This is a genomic window from Nocardiopsis sp. SBT366 (genome assembly GCF_001083815.1).
GTDB lineage: Bacteria > Actinomycetota > Actinomycetes > Streptosporangiales > Streptosporangiaceae > Nocardiopsis > Nocardiopsis prasina.
The window spans coordinates 1-18,060 of sequence record NZ_LAVM01000102.1 but is presented as its reverse complement, the minus strand read 5'-3'; the positions used below and the strand labels follow the sequence as shown (position 1 = coordinate 18,060).

General features: G+C 71.6%; 12 protein-coding genes and 1 pseudogene. 9 read left to right on the top strand and 4 right to left on the bottom strand.

Features of this window, described 5'->3' with window-relative positions; translation table 11 throughout:
* Nucleotides 1-283: 283 nt before the first annotated feature.
* Entirely contained in the window at nucleotides 284-2,254 is a 1,971-nt protein-coding gene (locus tag ADX84_RS22685; protein ID WP_049578907.1) for a M3 family metallopeptidase, read from the top strand.
* 48 nt (nucleotides 2,255-2,302) lie between these two features.
* Here ADX84_RS22685 and ADX84_RS22680 read toward each other — a convergent pair whose 3' ends face one another.
* Nucleotides 2,303-3,451, bottom strand: coding sequence for a glycerol dehydrogenase (locus ADX84_RS22680; protein ID WP_049578904.1), 1,149 nt, complete (start codon nucleotides 3,449-3,451; stop codon nucleotides 2,303-2,305).
* Nucleotides 3,452-3,686: 235 nt separating this feature from the next.
* Nucleotides 3,687-4,535: a helix-turn-helix transcriptional regulator gene (locus ADX84_RS22675; protein WP_049578910.1), complete on the bottom strand. Its 849-nt coding sequence runs from the start codon at nucleotides 4,533-4,535 to the stop codon at nucleotides 3,687-3,689.
* 129 nt (nucleotides 4,536-4,664) lie between these two features.
* Between ADX84_RS22675 and ADX84_RS26140 the strand changes: the two genes are divergently transcribed.
* A complete protein-coding gene (locus ADX84_RS26140; protein WP_156208161.1) occupies nucleotides 4,665-4,811 on the top strand; it encodes a hypothetical protein in 147 nt (48 codons plus the stop codon).
* A complete protein-coding gene (locus tag ADX84_RS22670; protein WP_017544360.1) occupies nucleotides 4,808-5,674 on the top strand; it encodes an NAD(P)H-binding protein in 867 nt (288 codons plus the stop codon). The genes ADX84_RS26140 and ADX84_RS22670 overlap by 4 nt, the downstream gene beginning before the upstream one ends.
* Nucleotides 5,675-5,887: 213 nt before the next feature.
* Here ADX84_RS22670 and ADX84_RS22665 read toward each other — a convergent pair whose 3' ends face one another.
* Nucleotides 5,888-7,066 (bottom strand): S8 family serine peptidase, encoded by a 1,179-nt coding sequence (locus ADX84_RS22665; protein WP_049578902.1) that lies wholly within the window; start codon nucleotides 7,064-7,066, stop codon nucleotides 5,888-5,890.
* 73 nt (nucleotides 7,067-7,139) lie between these two features.
* Nucleotides 7,140-11,090 (bottom strand): type VII secretion protein EccCa, encoded by a 3,951-nt coding sequence (eccCa, locus tag ADX84_RS22660; protein ID WP_049578899.1) that lies wholly within the window; start codon nucleotides 11,088-11,090, stop codon nucleotides 7,140-7,142.
* 367 nt (nucleotides 11,091-11,457) lie between these two features.
* Here eccCa and eccD point away from each other — a divergent pair, with 367 nt between their 5' ends.
* The 6 genes and pseudogenes from eccD to ADX84_RS27010 all read left to right on the top strand — a co-directional run.
* A complete protein-coding gene (eccD, locus tag ADX84_RS22655; RefSeq protein ID WP_049578897.1) occupies nucleotides 11,458-12,855 on the top strand; it encodes a type VII secretion integral membrane protein EccD in 1,398 nt (465 codons plus the stop codon).
* A 25-nt stretch (nucleotides 12,856-12,880) separates the two neighbouring features.
* Entirely contained in the window at nucleotides 12,881-14,332 is a 1,452-nt protein-coding gene (gene eccB, locus ADX84_RS22650) for a type VII secretion protein EccB (protein WP_049578895.1), read from the top strand.
* A gap of 25 nt (nucleotides 14,333-14,357) precedes the next feature.
* Nucleotides 14,358-14,687: a WXG100 family type VII secretion target gene (locus ADX84_RS22645; RefSeq protein WP_049578893.1), complete on the top strand. Its 330-nt coding sequence runs from the start codon at nucleotides 14,358-14,360 to the stop codon at nucleotides 14,685-14,687.
* A 71-nt stretch (nucleotides 14,688-14,758) separates the two neighbouring features.
* Nucleotides 14,759-15,061, top strand: a complete 303-nt coding sequence (locus ADX84_RS22640) for a WXG100 family type VII secretion target (RefSeq protein WP_049578891.1) — start codon at nucleotides 14,759-14,761, stop codon at nucleotides 15,059-15,061.
* A 125-nt stretch (nucleotides 15,062-15,186) separates the two neighbouring features.
* Complete coding sequence (locus ADX84_RS22635) at nucleotides 15,187-15,645, top strand: hypothetical protein (RefSeq protein ID WP_049578889.1); 459 nt, start codon at nucleotides 15,187-15,189, stop codon at nucleotides 15,643-15,645.
* 85 nt (nucleotides 15,646-15,730) lie between these two features.
* Nucleotides 15,731-18,060 (top strand): annotated as a pseudogene (locus ADX84_RS27010) (hypothetical protein); the annotation flags it as partial.

Here is an 18,060-nt window from a genome sequence, read left to right as displayed (position 1 = left end):
GGCCGAGCGGGGGAGCGGGCGGGTTCCCCAGGGGCCGGGAACACCCGTGGTCTCGGGCAACTGGCACCTCCGTGTGCACTGGATCACGCCCATGTAACCAGGGCTCCGGACCGCGCCCGGGGCGGACCCCCGGCAGAGGGGCGCGGTCCAGGTCGGACCGCCCGGGAACGTCGCCGCCAACGGTGACGCGGCGTCCCCCCTGGGTAAGGGGGTGACAGGTGGTCGGCGGCACGGTAGAACGGCACGAGCGCCCCACCCTCAAAGAACCGAGGAGCACCACCCCTTGACCGCCAACCCGTTCCTGTCACCCAGCGAACTGCCCTACCGTCTTCCCGACTTCGCGGCGGTGCGCGAGGAGCACTTCCTGCCCGCCTTCGAACAGGGCGTGGCCGAACACCTCGCCGAAGTGGACGCGATCGCCCGCGACCCGGAGCCCGCGACCTTCGACAACACCATCGCCGCGCTGGAGCGCTCCGGCGCGACCCTCGGGCGAGTCGAGGTCGTGCTCCACACACTGACCGGCTCCGACGCCAGCGACGGCATCCGCGAGATCGAGAAGGAGATCGCGCCGCGCTCCACCCGGCACCGGGACGCGATCTCCCTCAACCGCGACCTGTGGACACGCATCCAGCAGGTCAGCACGGACGACCCGCAGGAGGCCTGGCTGCTGGAGCGGTACCGCCTCGACTTCGTCAAGGCCGGGGCCGACCTCGGTGAGGACGACCAGGAGCGGCTGCGCGAGCTCAACGCGCGCCTCGCCGAGCTCGGAACCGAGTTCTCCCGCAACGTCGTCCGGGCCACAGGGGAGTCCGCGCTGGTCACCACGGACGTCTCCGACCTCGACGGCCTGGACGAGGCGCGCCTGGGCGCCATCAAGCAGGGCGACGAGTACGTCCTGCCGCTGCTGAACACCACGGTGCAGCCCGCCCTGGCCCAGCTCACCAACCGCGCCACCCGCGAGCGCCTGTACACGCTGAGCGCCGAACGGGCCCCGGAGAACCTGGAGATCGGCGCCCGCATGGCCGAGCTGCGCGCCGAGCGCGCCCGGCTGCTGGGCTACTCCGACCACGCCGCCTACAAGGTCGCGGACCAGACCGCGAAGACCGTGGAGGCTGTCGAGGAACGGCTCGGCCAGCTGGTCGGTCCGGCCCGGCGCAACGTCGAGAAGGAGGCCGAGGCGCTCGCCGAGTACGCCGGTCACGACATCGAGCCGTGGGACTGGCCGTACTACACGGAGCAGGTGCGCAAGGCCCGGTACGACTTCGACGAGAGCGTGCTGCGGCCCTACTTCGAGCTCGGCCGGGTGATCGAGGACGGCGTCCTCCACGCGGCGACCCTGCTCTACGGGGTCACGTTCACCGAGCGTCCGGACCTGAAGGGCTACCACCCCGACATGCGCGTGTGGGAGGTGTTCGACGGCGACGGCACCGCGCTGGGCCTGTTCCTGCTGGACCCCTACGCCCGCCCGACCAAGCGCGGCGGCGCGTGGATGCACAACCTGGTCGACCAGTCGTTCCTGCTCGACGAGCGGCCGGTGGTGGTCAACAACCTCAATGTCGCCAAGCCCGTCTCCGGGCCCACCCTGCTCACGTTCGACGAGGTGGAGACGGCCTTCCACGAGTTCGGCCACGCCCTGCACGGGCTGCTGTCGGCGGTCCGGTTCCCCCGGGTCGAGGGCACCAGCGTGCCGCGTGACTTCGTGGAGTTCCCGTCCCAGGTCAACGAGATGTGGGCGCTGTGGCCGGAGGTCCTGTCCCACTACGCCCGGCACCACGAGACCGGTGAGCCGGTGCCCGCCGAGCTCGTGGAGCGGCTGACCGCCGCCAGCCAGTTCAACCAGGGGTTCGGCACCTTCGAGTACCTGGGAGCGGCGCTGCTCGACTGGGCCTGGCACCGTCTGGCGCCCGGCGAGACCGTCGAGGACCCCGCCGCCTTCGAGGCGCGCGCCCTGGAAGCGGCCGGTGTGCTGCACCCGCTGGTGCGTCCCCGGTACCGGAGCACGTACTTCCAGCACATCTTCTCCGACGACGGCTACAGCGCGGGCTACTACTCCTACGTGTGGAGCGAGGTGCTGGACGCGGAGAGCGTCGACTGGTTCAAGGAGCACGGCGGGCTCACCCGTGCGGGCGGCGACAGCTTCCGGGAGAAGGTGCTCTCCCGGGGCGGGAGCGTCGACCCGATGGAGGCGGTCACCGACTTCCTCGGCCGCGAGCCCGGCATGGGCCCGCTCCTCACCCGCAAGGGCCTGAACTAGGGAGCGTCCCCCCGCGGCCCGCTCGGCGGCGGACCGCGGGGGACGGCCTCACTGCTTGGGTGCGCGGGGCTCGCCCAGCCCGGCGCGCTCGCGTACCCGGCGGCCGACCCCCTCCACCGCGCGCAGGGCGTCCCGCACGTCCCGGTGGGAGGGGGTGAACGGCAGGTTGTGGATGGTCTCCTCCGGGGCCGTCGCGGCCTCGACCACCCGGTCCAGCAGCGCGTCGTCGGCGTTGCCCAACCCGGCCTCGGTGAGCGTGGTGGGCAGTCCGGCCCTGGCCGTGAACTCGGCGAACTCCTCCACCTCGGCGGTGGCGGCGCCCTCCAGCAACAGCTGGGTGAGGGAGCCGATGTTGACCTTCTCGCCGTGGGCGAGGTGGTGGGTCTCGTCCACCGCCGTGAGGCCGTCGTGCACCGCGTGCGCGGCGGCGAGGCCGCCGGACTCGAAGCCGAGGCCGGAGAGCAGCGTGGTGGCCTCCACGACGGCCTCCACGTCGGGGGTGACCAGGTCGCGGTCCACGGCGTCGAGCGCGGGGAGCGCGGACTCCCACAGGATGTCCCACGACAGCTGGGCCAGGGCGGTCCCGGCGCGGGTGGGGAGCCCCTCCACCATGTTCGTGGAGTCGGTGCCGCGCAGGGCGCGGGCCTCGATCCACGTGGCCAGGGCGTCGCCCACGCCCGCGGCGAGGAACCTCGTGGGAGCCTGGGCCACCAGCTGGGTGTCGACCACCACCAGCGCGGGGTTGCGGTCGTAGAAGCGGTAGGACTCGAAGGCGCCCTTCTCGGTGTAGACCACGGAGAGGGCGGAGGTGGGCGCGTCGGTGGAGGCCACCGTGGCGGCGCTCACCCAGGGGACCCCGACGTTGGCGCCCGCTGCCTTCGCGGCGTCGATCGCGGCGCCGCCGCCCAGGCCCACGATCACGTCGTGGTCCTGCGATTCGATGACCTCGCCGACCCGCTCGGACTCGGTCCTGGTGGGCACGCCCCCGAAGCGTTCGAACGTGAGCGGGATCCCGGCCTCCGCGAAGGAGCGTTCCAGGGTCGCGCCGACCAGGTTCCGTACGACGTCGTCGGCGAGGACCAGCGGCCTGCTTCCCACCCTTCCGACCAGTGTGCCGAGCTGCTCCATCGCGCCACGGCCCTGGACGTAACGACCGGGCGAGGCGAAGACACGCAGGGACGGTGTGTTCTGGGCCATGGAAGTTCCCCCTGTGGTTGGTGGTTCCTCCCCCCGGCCTGGCCGGTGGACGGGGGACCCAAACGTCACGCACCGCAGGTTGCCCTGTTCTTTGCCTCACCCCGTCCGGCCGGGTTCCGGGGACCCGGCCCGAGTGCCCCGCGCACGAGGCCCCCGGACGCTGAGCCCCTTCCCCGCTGAAAGCGCGGGTCCGGGTCCCACGCAAACGAGGGGGGCCGCCCACGGCGACGTCGAGTCACACGTGCTGGACTCCCTCGCCCCGGGCAGCGAGTCGGGCGATCGCGGCGGCGCTCGGGCTGCCGGGGTCCGGGGTGTACATCACCAGTTGCAGTTCGGTGCCGGGCAACAGCAGGATCTGGCGCTCCAGCTCCACCTCGCCCGCCCAGGGGTGGTGCAGGCGCTTGCGCAGCGTGGACAGCGGGCGTACGTCGTGGTCGCGCCAGCTGGCGGCGAAGTCCGCGCTGAGCGCGGCGAACTCGTTGACCCGCTCACTGAGGGCACTGTCGGCGGGGTGACGGGCGCTGGCCGCACGCAGTTGGGCCGCAGACCGCCGGATGAACTCGCCTTCCGTGCTCGCTGGCGCCGAGCACAGGGTGTCCCGCAGTCGAAGGGCCAGCCTGACGACGTTGCGTTCCTCGGTGGGCAGCAGCCCGAAGTCGGTGACCAACACGGCCGCCGTGCCGTTCCAGGCCACGATGTCCTGACGCTGGTCGACCAGGTAGGCGGGGATCGGCCCGAGCCGCTCCAACAGCCGTCGGGCGTCGGCGGGCACCGGCTCCCGATCAGTGTTCGTGCTGAGGGGGATCTGGCCGGCCAGCCGCGCCAGGTGTTCACGCTCCGCGACGGTGAGCCGCAGTGCCCGACTCAGTGCCGTCAGCACCTCCGGGGAGGGGCGCGAGGCGCGGGCCTGCTCCAGGCGTTCGTAGTAGTTGACCGACACGCCGGCCGCTTCGGCGACCTCCTCGCGGCGCAGCCCCGGAGCGCGCCGGGCGCGTCGTCCTGGCGGGTGGGCCGCCGACACTTGGTCCGGGCGCAGCGAGTCCCGCCGACGGCGCAGGAAGTCGCCCAGGTCATCTTTGCTCACCCGGGTCATGGTGGCACGGGGCGGTCGGTCCAGCCACGGACTGGCGGTCCGGGGATCAGCCGTCCGTTCCCCGACCGCTGGTCCGCGTCCAGTGTGGTCTGCACAGTCCGTTGAACACGGGAGAACACCATGCCTCGAATTCCCGAGGAAACGATGCGCCGACCGCTGAACCTGATGCTGATCAGGGACACGAACGTCGCTGACCTGGAGAAAGACGGCACCGCCGTGCCCCTGCCCGCCTCCGGGGCCTCGCTGCGCTGGGGAGCTGTCCGATGACCGGCGTCCTGGTGACGGGCGGCACTGGGAAGACGGGTGGCGCGCTGGTGAGACTACTGCGCGGCAACGGCGTACCGGTCCGAGTGGCCAGCCGCCACCCGTCCGCCGACGACCCCGACGCGGTCCGGTTCGACTGGGCGGACCCGACCACCCACCCTGCCGCCCTGCGCGGGATGGATCGGATCTTCCTCGTCCCTCCGGTGAACTCCGTGGACCCGATTCTGTCTGTCGGTCCGTTCCTGGCCGAGGCGCGACGCCTCGGTGTGCGCCGGGTCGTGCTCCTTGGCTCCGCCATCGTGCTGCCGAACGCTCCCAGTGCTGTGGAGATGGCCGCGCGGGTACGAGCCCGGCCGGGCGGGGTCGTGCTGCGGGCCTCCGGGTTCATGCAGAACTTCCTGAGCCCCCATCCGGTGGGCGAGCGGATCCTGCGGCACGGTGAGGTGCACACTGCCGCCGGTGAGGGCGCGGTGGGGTGGATCGACGCGAGGGACGTCGCGGCCGCCGCCTCCGCCCTGCTGGCCGATCCCGGTGTGGAGCCCGACAGCCAGCGTGACTACCTGCTCACCGGGCCGAAGGCCCTGAGCTACCGGGACGCGGCGGCGATCATCACCGCCCGCACCGGTCGGACGGTCCGGGTGGTGACGGTCGGGACCGAGGAGCAGGCCTTCGCCTACCGGGCCGCGGGCATGCCCTCCGAGTTCGCCGCCGCCGTCGCCGCTGTCGAGGACGGCATCAGACGCGGCCTGCACGACCAGGTCAGCACAGCGGTGTTGGATCTGACCGGGCGCCCGCCCCGCAGCTTCGACGCCTTCGTCCGGGAGCACCGAATCGGGCTGGGTGGGAACGGAGGGTTTGAGCACTGAAGGGCGGACCGGCAGGGGGAGGCGCTACCCTCCCCGCTTCAGGGCGGACTGCAAGAAGCTGAACAGGGAATGGGCCGCACTTTCGGCGCGTGGGAACGGGCGAGTTCACCCCCGACGCGCTGGAGGGGGAGTTTCGGCCCGCTCCGCCCCTGAACGCGAAGGGCCCCACCCGGAAGTTCCGGTGGGGCCCGTCGCACGAGCGCGCTGAGGGGCTCAGGCGGTGGCTGCGGCCGCCTCGGCCTTGGCCTTGCGGCGACGGACGGCGGCGGCTCCGACCGAACAGATCAACACCAGCAGCGCGGTCGCGCCGACCACGGCCATGACGAGGCCGCGCTGCGGTTCGGCGGGCAGGTTCAGCGCGAACTCCTCGGCCTCGGCCCCGTCACCCGAACGCGGGCCCATGGACCTGGTCAGGGCGCCCACCGGGTCGAGGAACCCCGTGCCGAACGCGGCGCCGGCGTCCGGGTAGGCCGACATCACCAGGCGCTCGGAGGTCTGCGCGGCGCTCAGCTCCGGGTGCTGCGCGCGCACCAGCGCGGCCACCCCGGCCACGAACGCCGCCGCGACCGCGTCCCCCTCGGCGACGGCGTGCCCGTCACCGCCGGGGGCCAGGCTCAACACGGACTGGCCGGGCGCGCTGAGGTCGGGTGTCGAGATCCGGCCGTCCGCCGTGGCGGGCGGCGGCATCAGCGGAGCGCCCTCCGTGCCGGTCGCCGTCACCCCCAACACCTCACCGCGGGTCGCCGGTACGGCCGCGTAGGCGTCCCGACCGACCATGGCCGTCGACGGCGCCACCACCAGGACGTCCTCCTCGACGGCGGTGTCCACCGCCGCTTCGAGCGCGGAGCTGCCCAAGGGGATGGCCACGCCCACCAGGACGACGTCCGCGCCCTCTGAGACGGCGTCGGTGATGCCCTCGGCGAGAGCGTCCGCGTTCGCGCCGCCCCAGTCGTTGGTGACCGGGACCGCCAGCACGCTGGCCTCGGGCGCCACCCCGATGAGCCCGCTGTCCTGTTGCGGTCGCGCCGCGACCACCCCGGCCAGGAACGTCCCGAACCCGGTGCAGTCCTCACCGGCCCCGTCCACCGCCCCCTCGAGGGCGGCCGACGAGTCGTCGACCCCGCTGCCCACGACGGCCACGGTGATCCCGGCCCCCGAGGAGGTGGACCGGGCGCGGGGGAGCCCCAGGGCGTTCTCGGTCCAGAGCTCCTGACTCACCGTCTCCTCGGAGGAGGGCGCACACGCGTCCCCGTCCAGTTCGGGCGCCACCTGCGGCAGCGCGGGCGGGACCTCGTCCGCCGCCGCGGGCGCGACCGCCACCAGGAACAGTGCGCCCGTCAGGCACACCCCGGCCCCGAACCGAAGCCGCTTGCGTTTCGCTCCGCTCGACACGGGGCCTCCCGTTCCTCTCACCTCCGGCCGCCCCGCCCAGCGGGGCGGCCGCTTCCTCGTCCCCGGCCACCCGTCAGTCGCGGGCGGCCGCCTCCTCCGTCTCCGGGTCCAGCGCCAGCTGCACCTTGACCGGGTCGCGGCGGTCGAAGCGCAGGGCGCGGCCCGGGGGCAGGCGCTGCGGGCGCAGCGAACCGAACAGCACACCCTCGGAGGGCGGGCACGACAGCACCATGCTGGGCGTGTTCGCGTCGATGAGCATCCGCAGCGCCGGTTCGCCCATGGCCCTGCTGAAACCACCGGCACCGCGCGCCAGGATCAGGTGGAACCCGATGTCGGCGCCGTGGGGCAGCATCTCCATGAGCGGGGACAGCGGTCCGCCGCCGCCCGCCGAACTCAGCAGGTCGTAGTCGTCGATGACCACGAACAGCTCGGGGCCGGTCCACCACGAGCGCTCGCGCAGCTGCTCCGGCGTGACCTCGGGGCCGGGCAGCCGGGGCTTGAGCGCCTGCGCCGCCGCCATCATCATCTCGCGTGCGCTCTCGCCGGTCACCGCGTAGCCGAGACGCTGTTCCTCGGGGATCGCGTTGAACAGCCCGCGTCGGGGGTCCACCACGACCACGCGCGCCTCCGTGGAGGTGTACCGCTCCCGGATGGTGCGGGTGACCAGACGCAGCAGGTTGGTCTTGCCGCTCTCGTTGTCCCCGACCACCAACATGTGCGGCAGGGTCGAGAAGTCGTGCCAGAGCGGCTCCAGACGACGCTCCTCCAGACCCAGCGCGATCTTCGGGCCGTCCTCGGGGGGAGGCAGGTCCGACGCCGGAAGCGACAGGGGCAGCAGGCGTACCTGCGGAGCGGACGGGCCGTCCCACCGCTGCTTGACGGCGGCCACCACGTCGGCCACCGACGCCTCGGGGCCCTCCTCCAGGTGCGGCAGTGCCGACAGGAAGTGCTTGTACTCCGCGGTCAGACCCCGCCCGGGAATCCGGGGGACCTTCTCGGCCTGGCGCATGTTGATCGCCGAGTCCACCGCGTCGCCGAGCCGGAGCTCGAACCGAGTGACCAGCAGGTCGCGCAGGCTGGACTGCACGTCGGCCCAGCGCGGGGAGGCCACGATCAGGTGGATGCCGTAGTTGAGGCCGCGCTGGGCGATCTGGGTGATCTCGGCGATGAGGTCGATCATGTCCGCGCGGACCGTCGCCCAGCCGTCGATGACCAGGAACACGTCCCCGTAGGGCTGGTCGGCGAACTCCCCGGCCGCCCGCCGACGCCGGTAGGCGCCGATCGAGTCGATGCCGTGTTCGGCGAAGAACTGCTCACGGCGCCCCAGCAGCGCCGTCATCTCCGCGACGGTGCGCGTGACCCGCTCCAGGTCCATGCGCCCGCAGATACCGCCCACGTGCGGCAGGTCCGCCACACCGCGCAGCGTGCCGCCACCGAAGTCCAGGATGTAGAACTGCACCTGCTCCGGGGTGTTGGTGAGCGCGAGCGCGCTGATCAGTGAGACCAGGAGGGTGCTCTTGCCGCTCTGCGGACCACCGATGACGGCCGTGTGCCCGCCCGCGCCGCGCAGGTCGGCGGTGAGCGGGGTGCGCAGCTGCTCGAAGGGGCGGTCCACCAGACCCACAGGCACGGTCAGCACCGGGTCGGTTCCCCAAGCGGGCAGCGAGGCCGCGCCCTCCGACCGCAGCATCTCCGCCACGGTGGGGGCCTGGTCCAGGGGCGGCAGCCACACCCGTCGCGCGGGCGGACCAACGTCCCGCACCGCCTCCAGGGCGGTCTCCAGCAGGCTCGTGTCCGACTCCGGCTCCGGTTCCGGTTCGGGTTCCACGGCGGAGACGGGCGGCCCGGCCACGTACCCGGGCAGGAAGGGGGTGATCTCGCGCGCGGCGGTCGACGCCCGCGCCGCACGCCGCTTGGCGCGGTAGGGCCCCGACACGTAGGCGGCCTTGAACCGGGTGAGTTCCTCGGTGTCGGACTTGAGGTAACCCGAACCCGGCGCGGGAGGGAGCTGGTGGGCGTCGGCCACACCGAGCACGCCCCGGCTCTCCATGGCCGAGAACGTGCGCAGCGCGATCCGGTAGGAGAGGTGGCTCTCCAGCTGGTGCATACGGCCCTCGTCCAGCCGCTGGGAGGCCAGCAGCAGGTGCACGCCCAGGCTTCGGCCCAGGCGGCCGATCATCACGAACAGCTCCATGAAGTCCCGGTGCGCGGCGAGCAGTTCGCTGAACTCGTCCACGATCACGAAGAGCGTGGGCATGGGCTCCATGGTCGGGTCGCTCCGGCGGCCCTTCTCGTACTCGTGCACCGAGCTGAAGTTGCCCGCCGAGCGCAGGAGTTCCTGGCGGCGGATCAGCTCGCCGTGCAGGGCGTCCTGCATGCGCTCCACGAGGGAGGTCTCGTCGGCGAGGTTGGTGATCAGCGCGGAGGTGTGGGTCAGCCCGTCCAGACCGATGAACGTGGCGCCGCCCTTGAAGTCCACCAGGACGAAGTTGAGCTTCTCGGAGGAGTGGGTGAGCGCCAGGGACAGCACGAGCGTGCGCAGCAGCTCGCTCTTGCCGGAACCGGTGGCGCCGATCAGCATCCCGTGCGGGCCCATCCCGCCGAGCGCCGACTCCTTGAGGTCCAGCTCCAGGGGCGCACCCGAGGCCGCGATGCCGATGGGCACACGCAGCCGGCTCTCCGGACGCTCCCTCTCCCACTCGCGGGCGGCGTCCCAGGTGTGCAGGTTCGGGATGCCCAGCAGGGTGGTGAGGTCGAAGTCGGTGGTCAGCGGCTCCACGACGTCGGCGGCGACGCTCACCCGGTAGGGGGCCATCATGCGGGCCAGCGAACGGGCCCGGTGCAGGTCCAGGGAGTCGGGTCGTCCGAGGTGGGTGAAGGACTCGCGTCCGGAACGGTCCAGCTCACTCATCTCCACGGAATCCTTTTCGACCCGTAGTGAGAGTGTGTGAGGCGCTCCGTCCCACATGCGCTCGGTGCCCACTTCGATCACGATCGAGTTGCGAAAGCCGCCGCTGAGCAATCTCGACCCTTGCGGCACGGTTCCGCCGTCCACGATGATGACCGTGAAGGGCTCGTCGCGCCCGGGCGCCGCCTGAGGGTCGAAGGGTGGCCGGTCCGCGAGCGCGGGACCAACGAGTCTTTCCAGCTCAATGGCGTCGGAGGCGATCAGCCGGACCGGGCCCGCGCCGTCGCGCTCCGTCGGGTGCATGCAATGCGGAAGCCATTTCATCCATTCCCAGTCGGCCATTCGCTCATCGTTCACACAGCCGACAACACGCAATTCATCCGGCGCGTGAAAAACTGTGACCTGACCCACGAGTGCGCGCACCATTGCACGGCTGGATTCCGCGTCGCCGCGAAGACCCAGATGCGCGAATCCCCGTAGATAAAGCGAGACCGGCAAGTCCGCGACGGTGGCGTAGGCGTTGATGAAACGGCGCAGCGCGTGCGCGCTGAGCGGCTCCAGATCCTCCACCGGCTTGGTCGACAACGGGGCGATGCGCGTCTGGAGCGGCTGCTCGCCCACGGCGATGCGGATCTCGGCGAAGTCGTCGTGCGCCCCACGACGCTCCCAGAGCCTGCTCGTGCGCACCAGCGACCACAGTGCCTCCGGGTCGGGGCCGTTCCACGCCCGCGCCTCGCGCTGGGCCACCACGACGCCCCGCACCCGGCCGCGCATCTGGCCGAGATAGCGCAGGTAGTCGCGACGGTCACCGGAGAGTCGTCGGCTGCGCTCGATCCGTACGCGCAGGATCTGGCCGCCCACCATCGCCACCGCGCCGACGAGCATCATGCCGCCCGCGATGAAGGGCATGGCCGTGCCCAGGGCGCCGCCCCCTCCGGGGCGGATGAACATCATCACCATCGCGAGCGAGCTCAGCGCCATGGGGAGGTACATGAAGACCCCCGAGATGCTGTTCTCCTGCTCAGGGAGGACCGGGGGTTCCTGGAGGGAGAGCTCGCCGTCGGGCGGCTCGGGGCCGGGTCGACGCGCCGGCCTGCGGACGAGGATGGTGCTGATCAGCGTGTCCCTTCTCTTTCCCCTGGTCAGACGCTATTCGTGACAGGGGCGGCGGGCGGACCGACCGGGGGCAATTCCGACGGGTTCGAATGGGGGAACCCTAGAGCCGGATTCGGTCTCCGGGGGAGGGGGCTGGGGCGCTCAAATGAGCAACGGTATCCCCGGGGCAGAGTTTTCCGAAACGTCATGACCGGAATTCCGGAAGTGATGCTAGTCTAGCTCAGCATTTCCAGTTCGGTTGCGCCGTACCCCTGCCCCCGGGTGTTCCGCCGAGGAATGGCGCAGCCCGGCCTTCTCCCCCTCCACTGGTGTCTTTATCCCACACCCGTAAACCGACCCAGCCACTGTCGTCCAGCGAGGAGGACCGATGTCGGACGTCGTCTCCGCCGATCTCTGCCGCCTGGTCGTGCGCGCGCCCAACGCCTCCTTCGAGATCGCCGTTCCGTGCGACCTGCCGCTGGCCGAGCTGCTGCCCACGTTCCTGCTCTACGCCGAGAACGAGCACGAGGACCTCGACGAGAGCGGCCTCGAGCACGGAGGGTGGGTGCTCCAACGGTTGGGCTCACCCCCGCTCGACGAGTCCGAGACCGTCGAGACGCTCGGCCTCACCGACGGCGAGACCCTGTACCTGCGCGAACGCGCCGACCAGATGCCGGAGATCCACTTCGACGACCTCGTCGACGGGCTGGCCGACACCCTGTCGGAGCGCTCCGACGGGTGGGGGCCACGGGTCTCCAGGCGGGCTCTGACCGGCACCGCCGCCGTGGGCTTCGCCGGTGCCCTCGGCCTGCTGACGCTGCTCGGTCCCACCTGGATCGCGGGCGCCACCGCCGCCGCGACGGGGCTGCTCCTGCTGCTCGCCGCCGGGGCGGCCGCCCGCGCCTTCGACGCGCCCATCGCGGCCGCCGTCACGGGCGGCGCCGCCGTGCTGTTCATGGCGTTCGCCGGGGCCACGCTCCCGGGCGGCGACCCCAGCAACGCCCTCACCGGAGCGAGGATGCTCTCGGGCGCGTCCACTGCGACCGGCGCCGCCGTCCTGGCGATCGCCGCCGTCGCCGCCTGCCTGCCGTTCTTCACGGCCATCATCGGCACGGCCCTGTTCACCGCCGCCGCCGGTGCCCTGCTCATGTTCTGGGACAGCGCCCCGCCGCCGGGGGTGGCCGTCTCGGCCGCCGCCCTGGTGCTGCTGCTCTGTTCGTTCGCCCCGGCTCTGGCCTTCCGCCTGGCGGGGATGCGCCTGCCTCCGCTGCCCGACGGGGTCAGCCAGCTCGGCGAGTACATCGACCCCCACCCGGCCCGCGACGTCCGCACCCGCAGCCAGCGCGCGGACCACTACCTCGGCGGCCTGCTGGCCGTCGTCGCCGTGGTCTGCGCGGCCTCGATGACCGTGCTGGCCGCCCACCCCGGCGGCCTGGCCTCCACGGCGGGCGTCTGCGTCGCGCTGATCCTGCTGCTCCAGTCGCGCGGGCTCAACGGCGTGTGGCACCGGGTGTGCCTGCTGGGCGCCGGTGTGTACGGGCTGGTGGCCCTGGCGGTCGGCGGCGGACTCCTGGGCGGGGACACCGCCCGCATGGTCCTGTTCGGGCTGCTGCTGGTCGCGGCGCTCGGTCTGCTCCTCGCCGCCTGGTCCGTGCCGGGCAACCGTCCCATCCCGCACTGGGGGCGCGCGGGGGAACTCATCCAGAGCCTCGCCGCGATCGTCCTGGTGTGCCTGATCCCCGGGAACCTGGGGTTGCTTGCGGTGATGAGGGGGATCGGCGGATGACGCGTAGCGGAAGGCGGGTGGGCTGATGCAGACCCGTCGCGACCAGGTACAGGCGCACTCGTTCATGGTGCGCCGACTCTCCACGGCCATGGCCGCCGCCGATCCGGACGCCGTCGAGGCACCCCTGCGGCGCACCCGCAACGGCGCCTTCATCGGGCTGATCCTCGCGGTGCTGCTGTGCGTGGGCTTCCTCATCTTCGGTCTGATCTTCCCCGGCGGCTCCACCTCCTGGCGCCACGAGGGAACGCTCGTCGCCGTCAAGGGCGGCGCGGGCCGCTACGTCTACTCCGACGGCGTCCTCTGGCCGGTGTCCAACCAGGCGTCGGCCGTACTGCTGACCGCGAACTCCCAACCGGTCCAGGTCGCGGCGGACTCGCTGGAGGGCACCCCAGTCGGAGCCTCCATCGGCATCGCGGGCGCCCCCGACGGTCTTCCCCCCACGGAAGCCGAGGGCTCCATGGTCTGGCAGGTGTGCGCCACCACCGTCAACACCGGGGACGGCGTCGAGACCCTGACCTCGCTCACCCTGGGCCGGTCCCCGTTCGGCTCACCGGTCGCAGAGGACGAGGGTGTCCTGGTCCGGGGCCCCGGCGGTGAGAGCCACCTGCTGTGGAAGGGCAACCGCCTGGCCATCGACGAGGAGAACGGCGCTCTGGAGTCCCTCGGGTACGGCACCGCGGTGCCCCACCCCGTGGCCGCGGCGGTGCTGGACGGCGTTCCCGCCGGGCCGAGGCTCGCGGCACTCGACATCGACGGCCGCGGTGAGGACGGGCCACGTCTCAGCGGCGCGGACACCCGCGTGGGGCAGGTCTTCACGGTCCCGGCCACGGAGGGCGGCCCCGAGCAGTTCTACGTGCTCACCCAGGACGGCCTGACCCCCACCGACGCCACCCACGCCCGTCTGCTCCTGGGGCATCCGCTCACGGCGGAGGAGGCCTACGGGGGCGGCGACCCCACACCGGTCGAACTCACCGTCAACGAGCTGCGCGCGCACCTGTCGGGCGAGGATCCGGTGACCGGAGACGGCCTGCCCGCCGTCCCGCCGCAGCTGACCGACCCCCAGGGCGCGGCGCTGTGCGTCATCGACCAGGGGGACGGCGCGCTGGCGCTCGCGCTCACCTCCCCGGCGGACATCGGCGGGCGGGCCGCGCGGCCTCCGGCCGGCAGCACCGCCGCCTGCACGGCCCCCGACCTCATCGACATTCCGTCGGGGGAGGGCGGACTGGTCAGGGCGGCTCCTGCGGGAGGGGCGGCGCTGCGCGGCTCCTACTTCCTGGTCACCGACACCGGGGCGAAGTACCCGGTGCCCGAGCCCCAGGACGCCGACACGCTGGGTTACGCGCCCGGCGGGGCCTCCGCCGTCTCCACCGCGCTGCTGGACCTGCTGCCCACCGGACCCGAACTGACCCCGCAGGCCGCCGGTGAACCCGTCGGCGCTCTCGCGGAACCGGGGGAACCCCGGTGCCTTTCCGACTGACGCCCAACAGAACCAGGAGACTCCCATGTCGATGATGCGCAGTACCGACCAGGCGATGCGGACCGGCCGCGACGCCATGGAGACGGCCCACACCACGTGCAACGGCGTCTACACCAACGTGGACAGCGTCCGGGACCTGCTCGGCGGCAACTGGCAGGGCGGCGCCGCCAGCCAGTACGACACCGCGTTGGTCAAGTGGCTCGAGGAGCTGCGCCTGATCACCAACGACATGAACGACATGATCGGCATCCTCGGCGGCACCGAGCGTAACTTCAACGCGATGGAGGACGAGAACATGGTGACCGCCAACTGGATCACCCAGCTCAACCCGAACCAGGGCGACGTCGCTCGCTGACCTGATCTGACCCGACCCGACCCGATCCAGCCTCCACGACCGGGGGCGCACCACCGAGAGAAACCGGAGCCATGTCCATGGACGGATTCGAGATCAAGTACAGCGGTGCTGACGACGCGGGCATCGACCTGCGTAAGCAGACCGACATCATCGAGCAGGCCATCAACGAGCTGGACGCCAAGGTCCAGGCCGTCAAGTCCGACTGGATCGGTGAGGCCTCCGAGCAGTACGACCAGCGCCTCCTGTCCTGGCGGCGCAACGTCGCCGACATGCGCGCGCTGCTGGGCCACGCCCAGGTCTCCCTGGGTGACATCACCGAGCGCTACCGCCGCGGCGACCTCCAGGAAGCCGGGAACTGGAACGCCCGCCGCTGAACACCCCCTCGGCCGCGGCGATGGCCCGGGTGGTCCACGCCGCGGCCGAGGGAACACCGCACCACGCCGGATGACGCCGCACCGCGGCTTGAAGAAGAGCTGGACAGGAGAGGAAGGGGCAGGACGTGTCAGAGGAGAAGACCAAGGTCACGCTGGACTACCTCAAGACGTTGCAGACGGCGCATGTCGATCCGCTTCGGGAGAAGGTCTCGAAGATGAAGACCCGGGCGTCCACGCACTACCCCGGCGGTGAGGGCGCGTCCGCGCCCAACGTGCCCTTCGGCAACCCCGCCCTCCTCCCCAATGCCGGCGAGCTCTCCAAGGAGGTCGGAGCCGTGCTGACGCAGTTCACCACCCTGGTCACCGACCTGGAGACCCGCCTGGTCGGGATGTCGGCCGGGATTCGCAACAGCGCGATCACCTACGAGGAGTTGGAGTCCGACGCGGAGCTGGACGCCACCCAGGTCAGCCAGATCATCTCCAACGGTGCGCCCACGCCCACGGGCGGGGGCGGAGGTGGTGGTGGTAACGGCGGAGGCAACGGCCCCAACGACACCCCCAACGAGACCCCCGAGTCGTCCTGACCTCCGACTGACGCCGTCCGGGTGAGCGCACCGGCCGCCTGGGCCACCACCCCTCCGCCCCACGAACCCGCCTTGAGGAACTTGCATGGCTGACGAGGACCTTCCAGAGAAGGAGGGGACCGATCCCGCGGTCCCCGAGTCCGGTGGCGCCGTCGGGAGCGACGAGATGGCACACGCCATCAACGTCTTCGCCGACAAAGACGACAAGGGATCGGCCCCTCCCATGGGCTCCGCCCAGGCGGTGCATGACACCAGCTGGATCAAGGAGTTCTTCTGGAACGTCAACAACCCGAAGGACGCGGACGAGTGGTTCGGTTTCGACAGCCGGGCCTCCGACGCGGAACGGATTGACAGCTACGAGTGGGGTTTCGCGGTCTACTCGGGCATCCACCTCAACGAGGCCATCAAGGACAACGGCGACACGGTGTGGGGCAACTTCAGGGGGCCGATGCGCACCATCCTCAACGCCGCCTCCCCCTCCAGTGTGGGTACCAGCTCCTTCAGCAGCGGTGTCCTCAGCCGGATCGAGACCGACCTCGAGGACTTCAAGGGGTTCGCCACCGATCGCTACGACGAGCTTTGGGCCCTGTCCGAAGATATGAAGCCGGGCAACGAGAAGTTCGAGGGTGCGGGAGCCGAGGCGCTGCGCGGGTACCTGAGGAAGCTGGCCCTCGAGTTCCAGAACATCGCCACCTACATCGAGCCGACTGTCGACGCGGTGGGCAACGCGCACCGCGCTGCCAACCCCACCTATCTCCAAGCGGTGATCCGCGAGTTCAACACCTGGGCGACGAGCTCCGACGTCAGTCCCCGCTCGACCATCCGCAACTGGTGGGAGGAACAGCGGGACAAGGTCACCTGGGAGGACAGCATCATCAAGATCCGCGGCATGCGGACGGATGAGAAGGCCACCTGGGAGGCCTTTGAGAAGGAGATCAAGAAACGCTGGTGGGACAACCTGGCCGACCTGCGCAACGCGGCCACGGAGGGTATCTCCACGGTCTCCTCGACCTACAGCACCTCCTCCGCCGAGATCCTGCCCTTCGTCCCCGTCGCGGTCACTCCGCCCGGCGGCGGAGGGGGTGGCGGTGGCGGTAACGGCGGCGGTGACGGTGACGGCCGCTCCATCGAGGACATCATCGACGAGTACCTCAACGGCGGCAGCGGCGAGGGCGGCGGCGGTGACGGTGATGGTGGCGGTGGTGACGGTGACGGCCGCTCCATCGAGGACATCATCGACGAGTACCTCAACGGCGGCAGCGGCGAGGGCGGCGGCGGTGGCGGTGGCGACGGTACCGGCGATGGGGACGGGAGCGGTGGCGGCGGTGGGGGTGGAAACGGGCCTCTGGGCGACGGCCGCACCATCGACGAGATCGTCAACGACTACCTGAACGGCCAGGGACCCAGCAGCGGGGGATCGGACATCCCCAATGGTGGTGGACCCGTGCCCGAGGGCGGCGGCGGGCCCGTGCCCGAAGGGGGCGGACCCGTGCCAGGTGGCTCGGGTGAGCTCGGCGGACCCCCGGAAACCCCTGGTTCGAACGGCCCCAGCGGTCCGCCGATCTCCTCCGGTTCGGGGGGCCTCGACGGTCTGGGGCAGGGCCTGGGCGGTCCCGGGGGCGGAGGGGCGTTCGACGGGATCGGAGGAGACCCCTCGTCGTCGGGCGGAGGCCCGGGCGGGTTCTTCCCGCCGCCGGTGGCCCCGGGCATGGGGGGTATGGGCGGCGGCGGTACCGGTGGCGGCCCGAACAACACGGGTCGTCGGGAGCAGGGGACCCCGCTCCCCGACGGGAGCACCATGCTTCCGGACGGCAGTACGCGCCTCCCGGACGGCACCGTCCTGAACCCCGACGGCAGCACGCGCCCCCCGGACGGCAGCGGGCAACTCCCGGAGGGGAGTACGCCGCTCCCGGATGGGAGCGCCCGGCTCTCCGACGGCAGCGTTCGGCTTCCCGACGGGAGCATCCTGAACCCCGACGGCTCGCGCACCGACGGTGGCAGCGGTGACCTGTCCTCCTCTATCGGGGGACCGCCAAGCGGCGGCTTCGGGGACCTCGACCTCTCCTCCTCCGCGGGTGGCGCGGGGGGCGGCAGCGTGCCGCCGCCCCCGGGTCGCGTATCCACCGAGGGCGACCTGGACCTGTCTTCGGGTGGTTCCGGTGGCACCGGCAACGGCTCCGGTTCGCCGATTCCGGGTGGTGTGGGTGATCTGGGTGGTCCGGGTAGTGCGGATCGGCCTGGGTTGCCGGACGCCCCGATCATGGGTGGTTCCGGTGGTAGCGGCAATGGGTCCGGTTCGCCGATTCCGGGTGGTGTGGGTGATCTGGGTGGTCCGGGTAGTGCGGATCGGCCTGGGTTGCCGGACGCCCCGATCATGGGTGGTTCCGGTGGTAGCGGCAATGGGTCCGGTTCGCC

Excerpts from the sequence above, each read along its gene's own strand:
- ADX84_RS22680 (WP_049578904.1), bottom strand. The coding sequence starts at position 3,451 with ATGGCCCAGAACACACCGTCCCTGCGTGTCTTCGCCTCGCCCGGTCGT.
- ADX84_RS26140 (WP_156208161.1), top strand. The coding sequence starts at position 4,665 with ATGCCTCGAATTCCCGAGGAAACGATGCGCCGACCGCTGAACCTGATG.
- ADX84_RS22670 (WP_017544360.1), top strand. The coding sequence starts at position 4,808 with ATGACCGGCGTCCTGGTGACGGGCGGCACTGGGAAGACGGGTGGCGCG.
- eccD (WP_049578897.1), top strand. The coding sequence starts at position 11,458 with ATGTCGGACGTCGTCTCCGCCGATCTCTGCCGCCTGGTCGTGCGCGCG.
- eccB (WP_049578895.1), top strand. The coding sequence starts at position 12,881 with ATGCAGACCCGTCGCGACCAGGTACAGGCGCACTCGTTCATGGTGCGC.
- ADX84_RS22645 (WP_049578893.1), top strand. The coding sequence starts at position 14,358 with ATGTCGATGATGCGCAGTACCGACCAGGCGATGCGGACCGGCCGCGAC.
- ADX84_RS22640 (WP_049578891.1), top strand. The coding sequence starts at position 14,759 with ATGTCCATGGACGGATTCGAGATCAAGTACAGCGGTGCTGACGACGCG.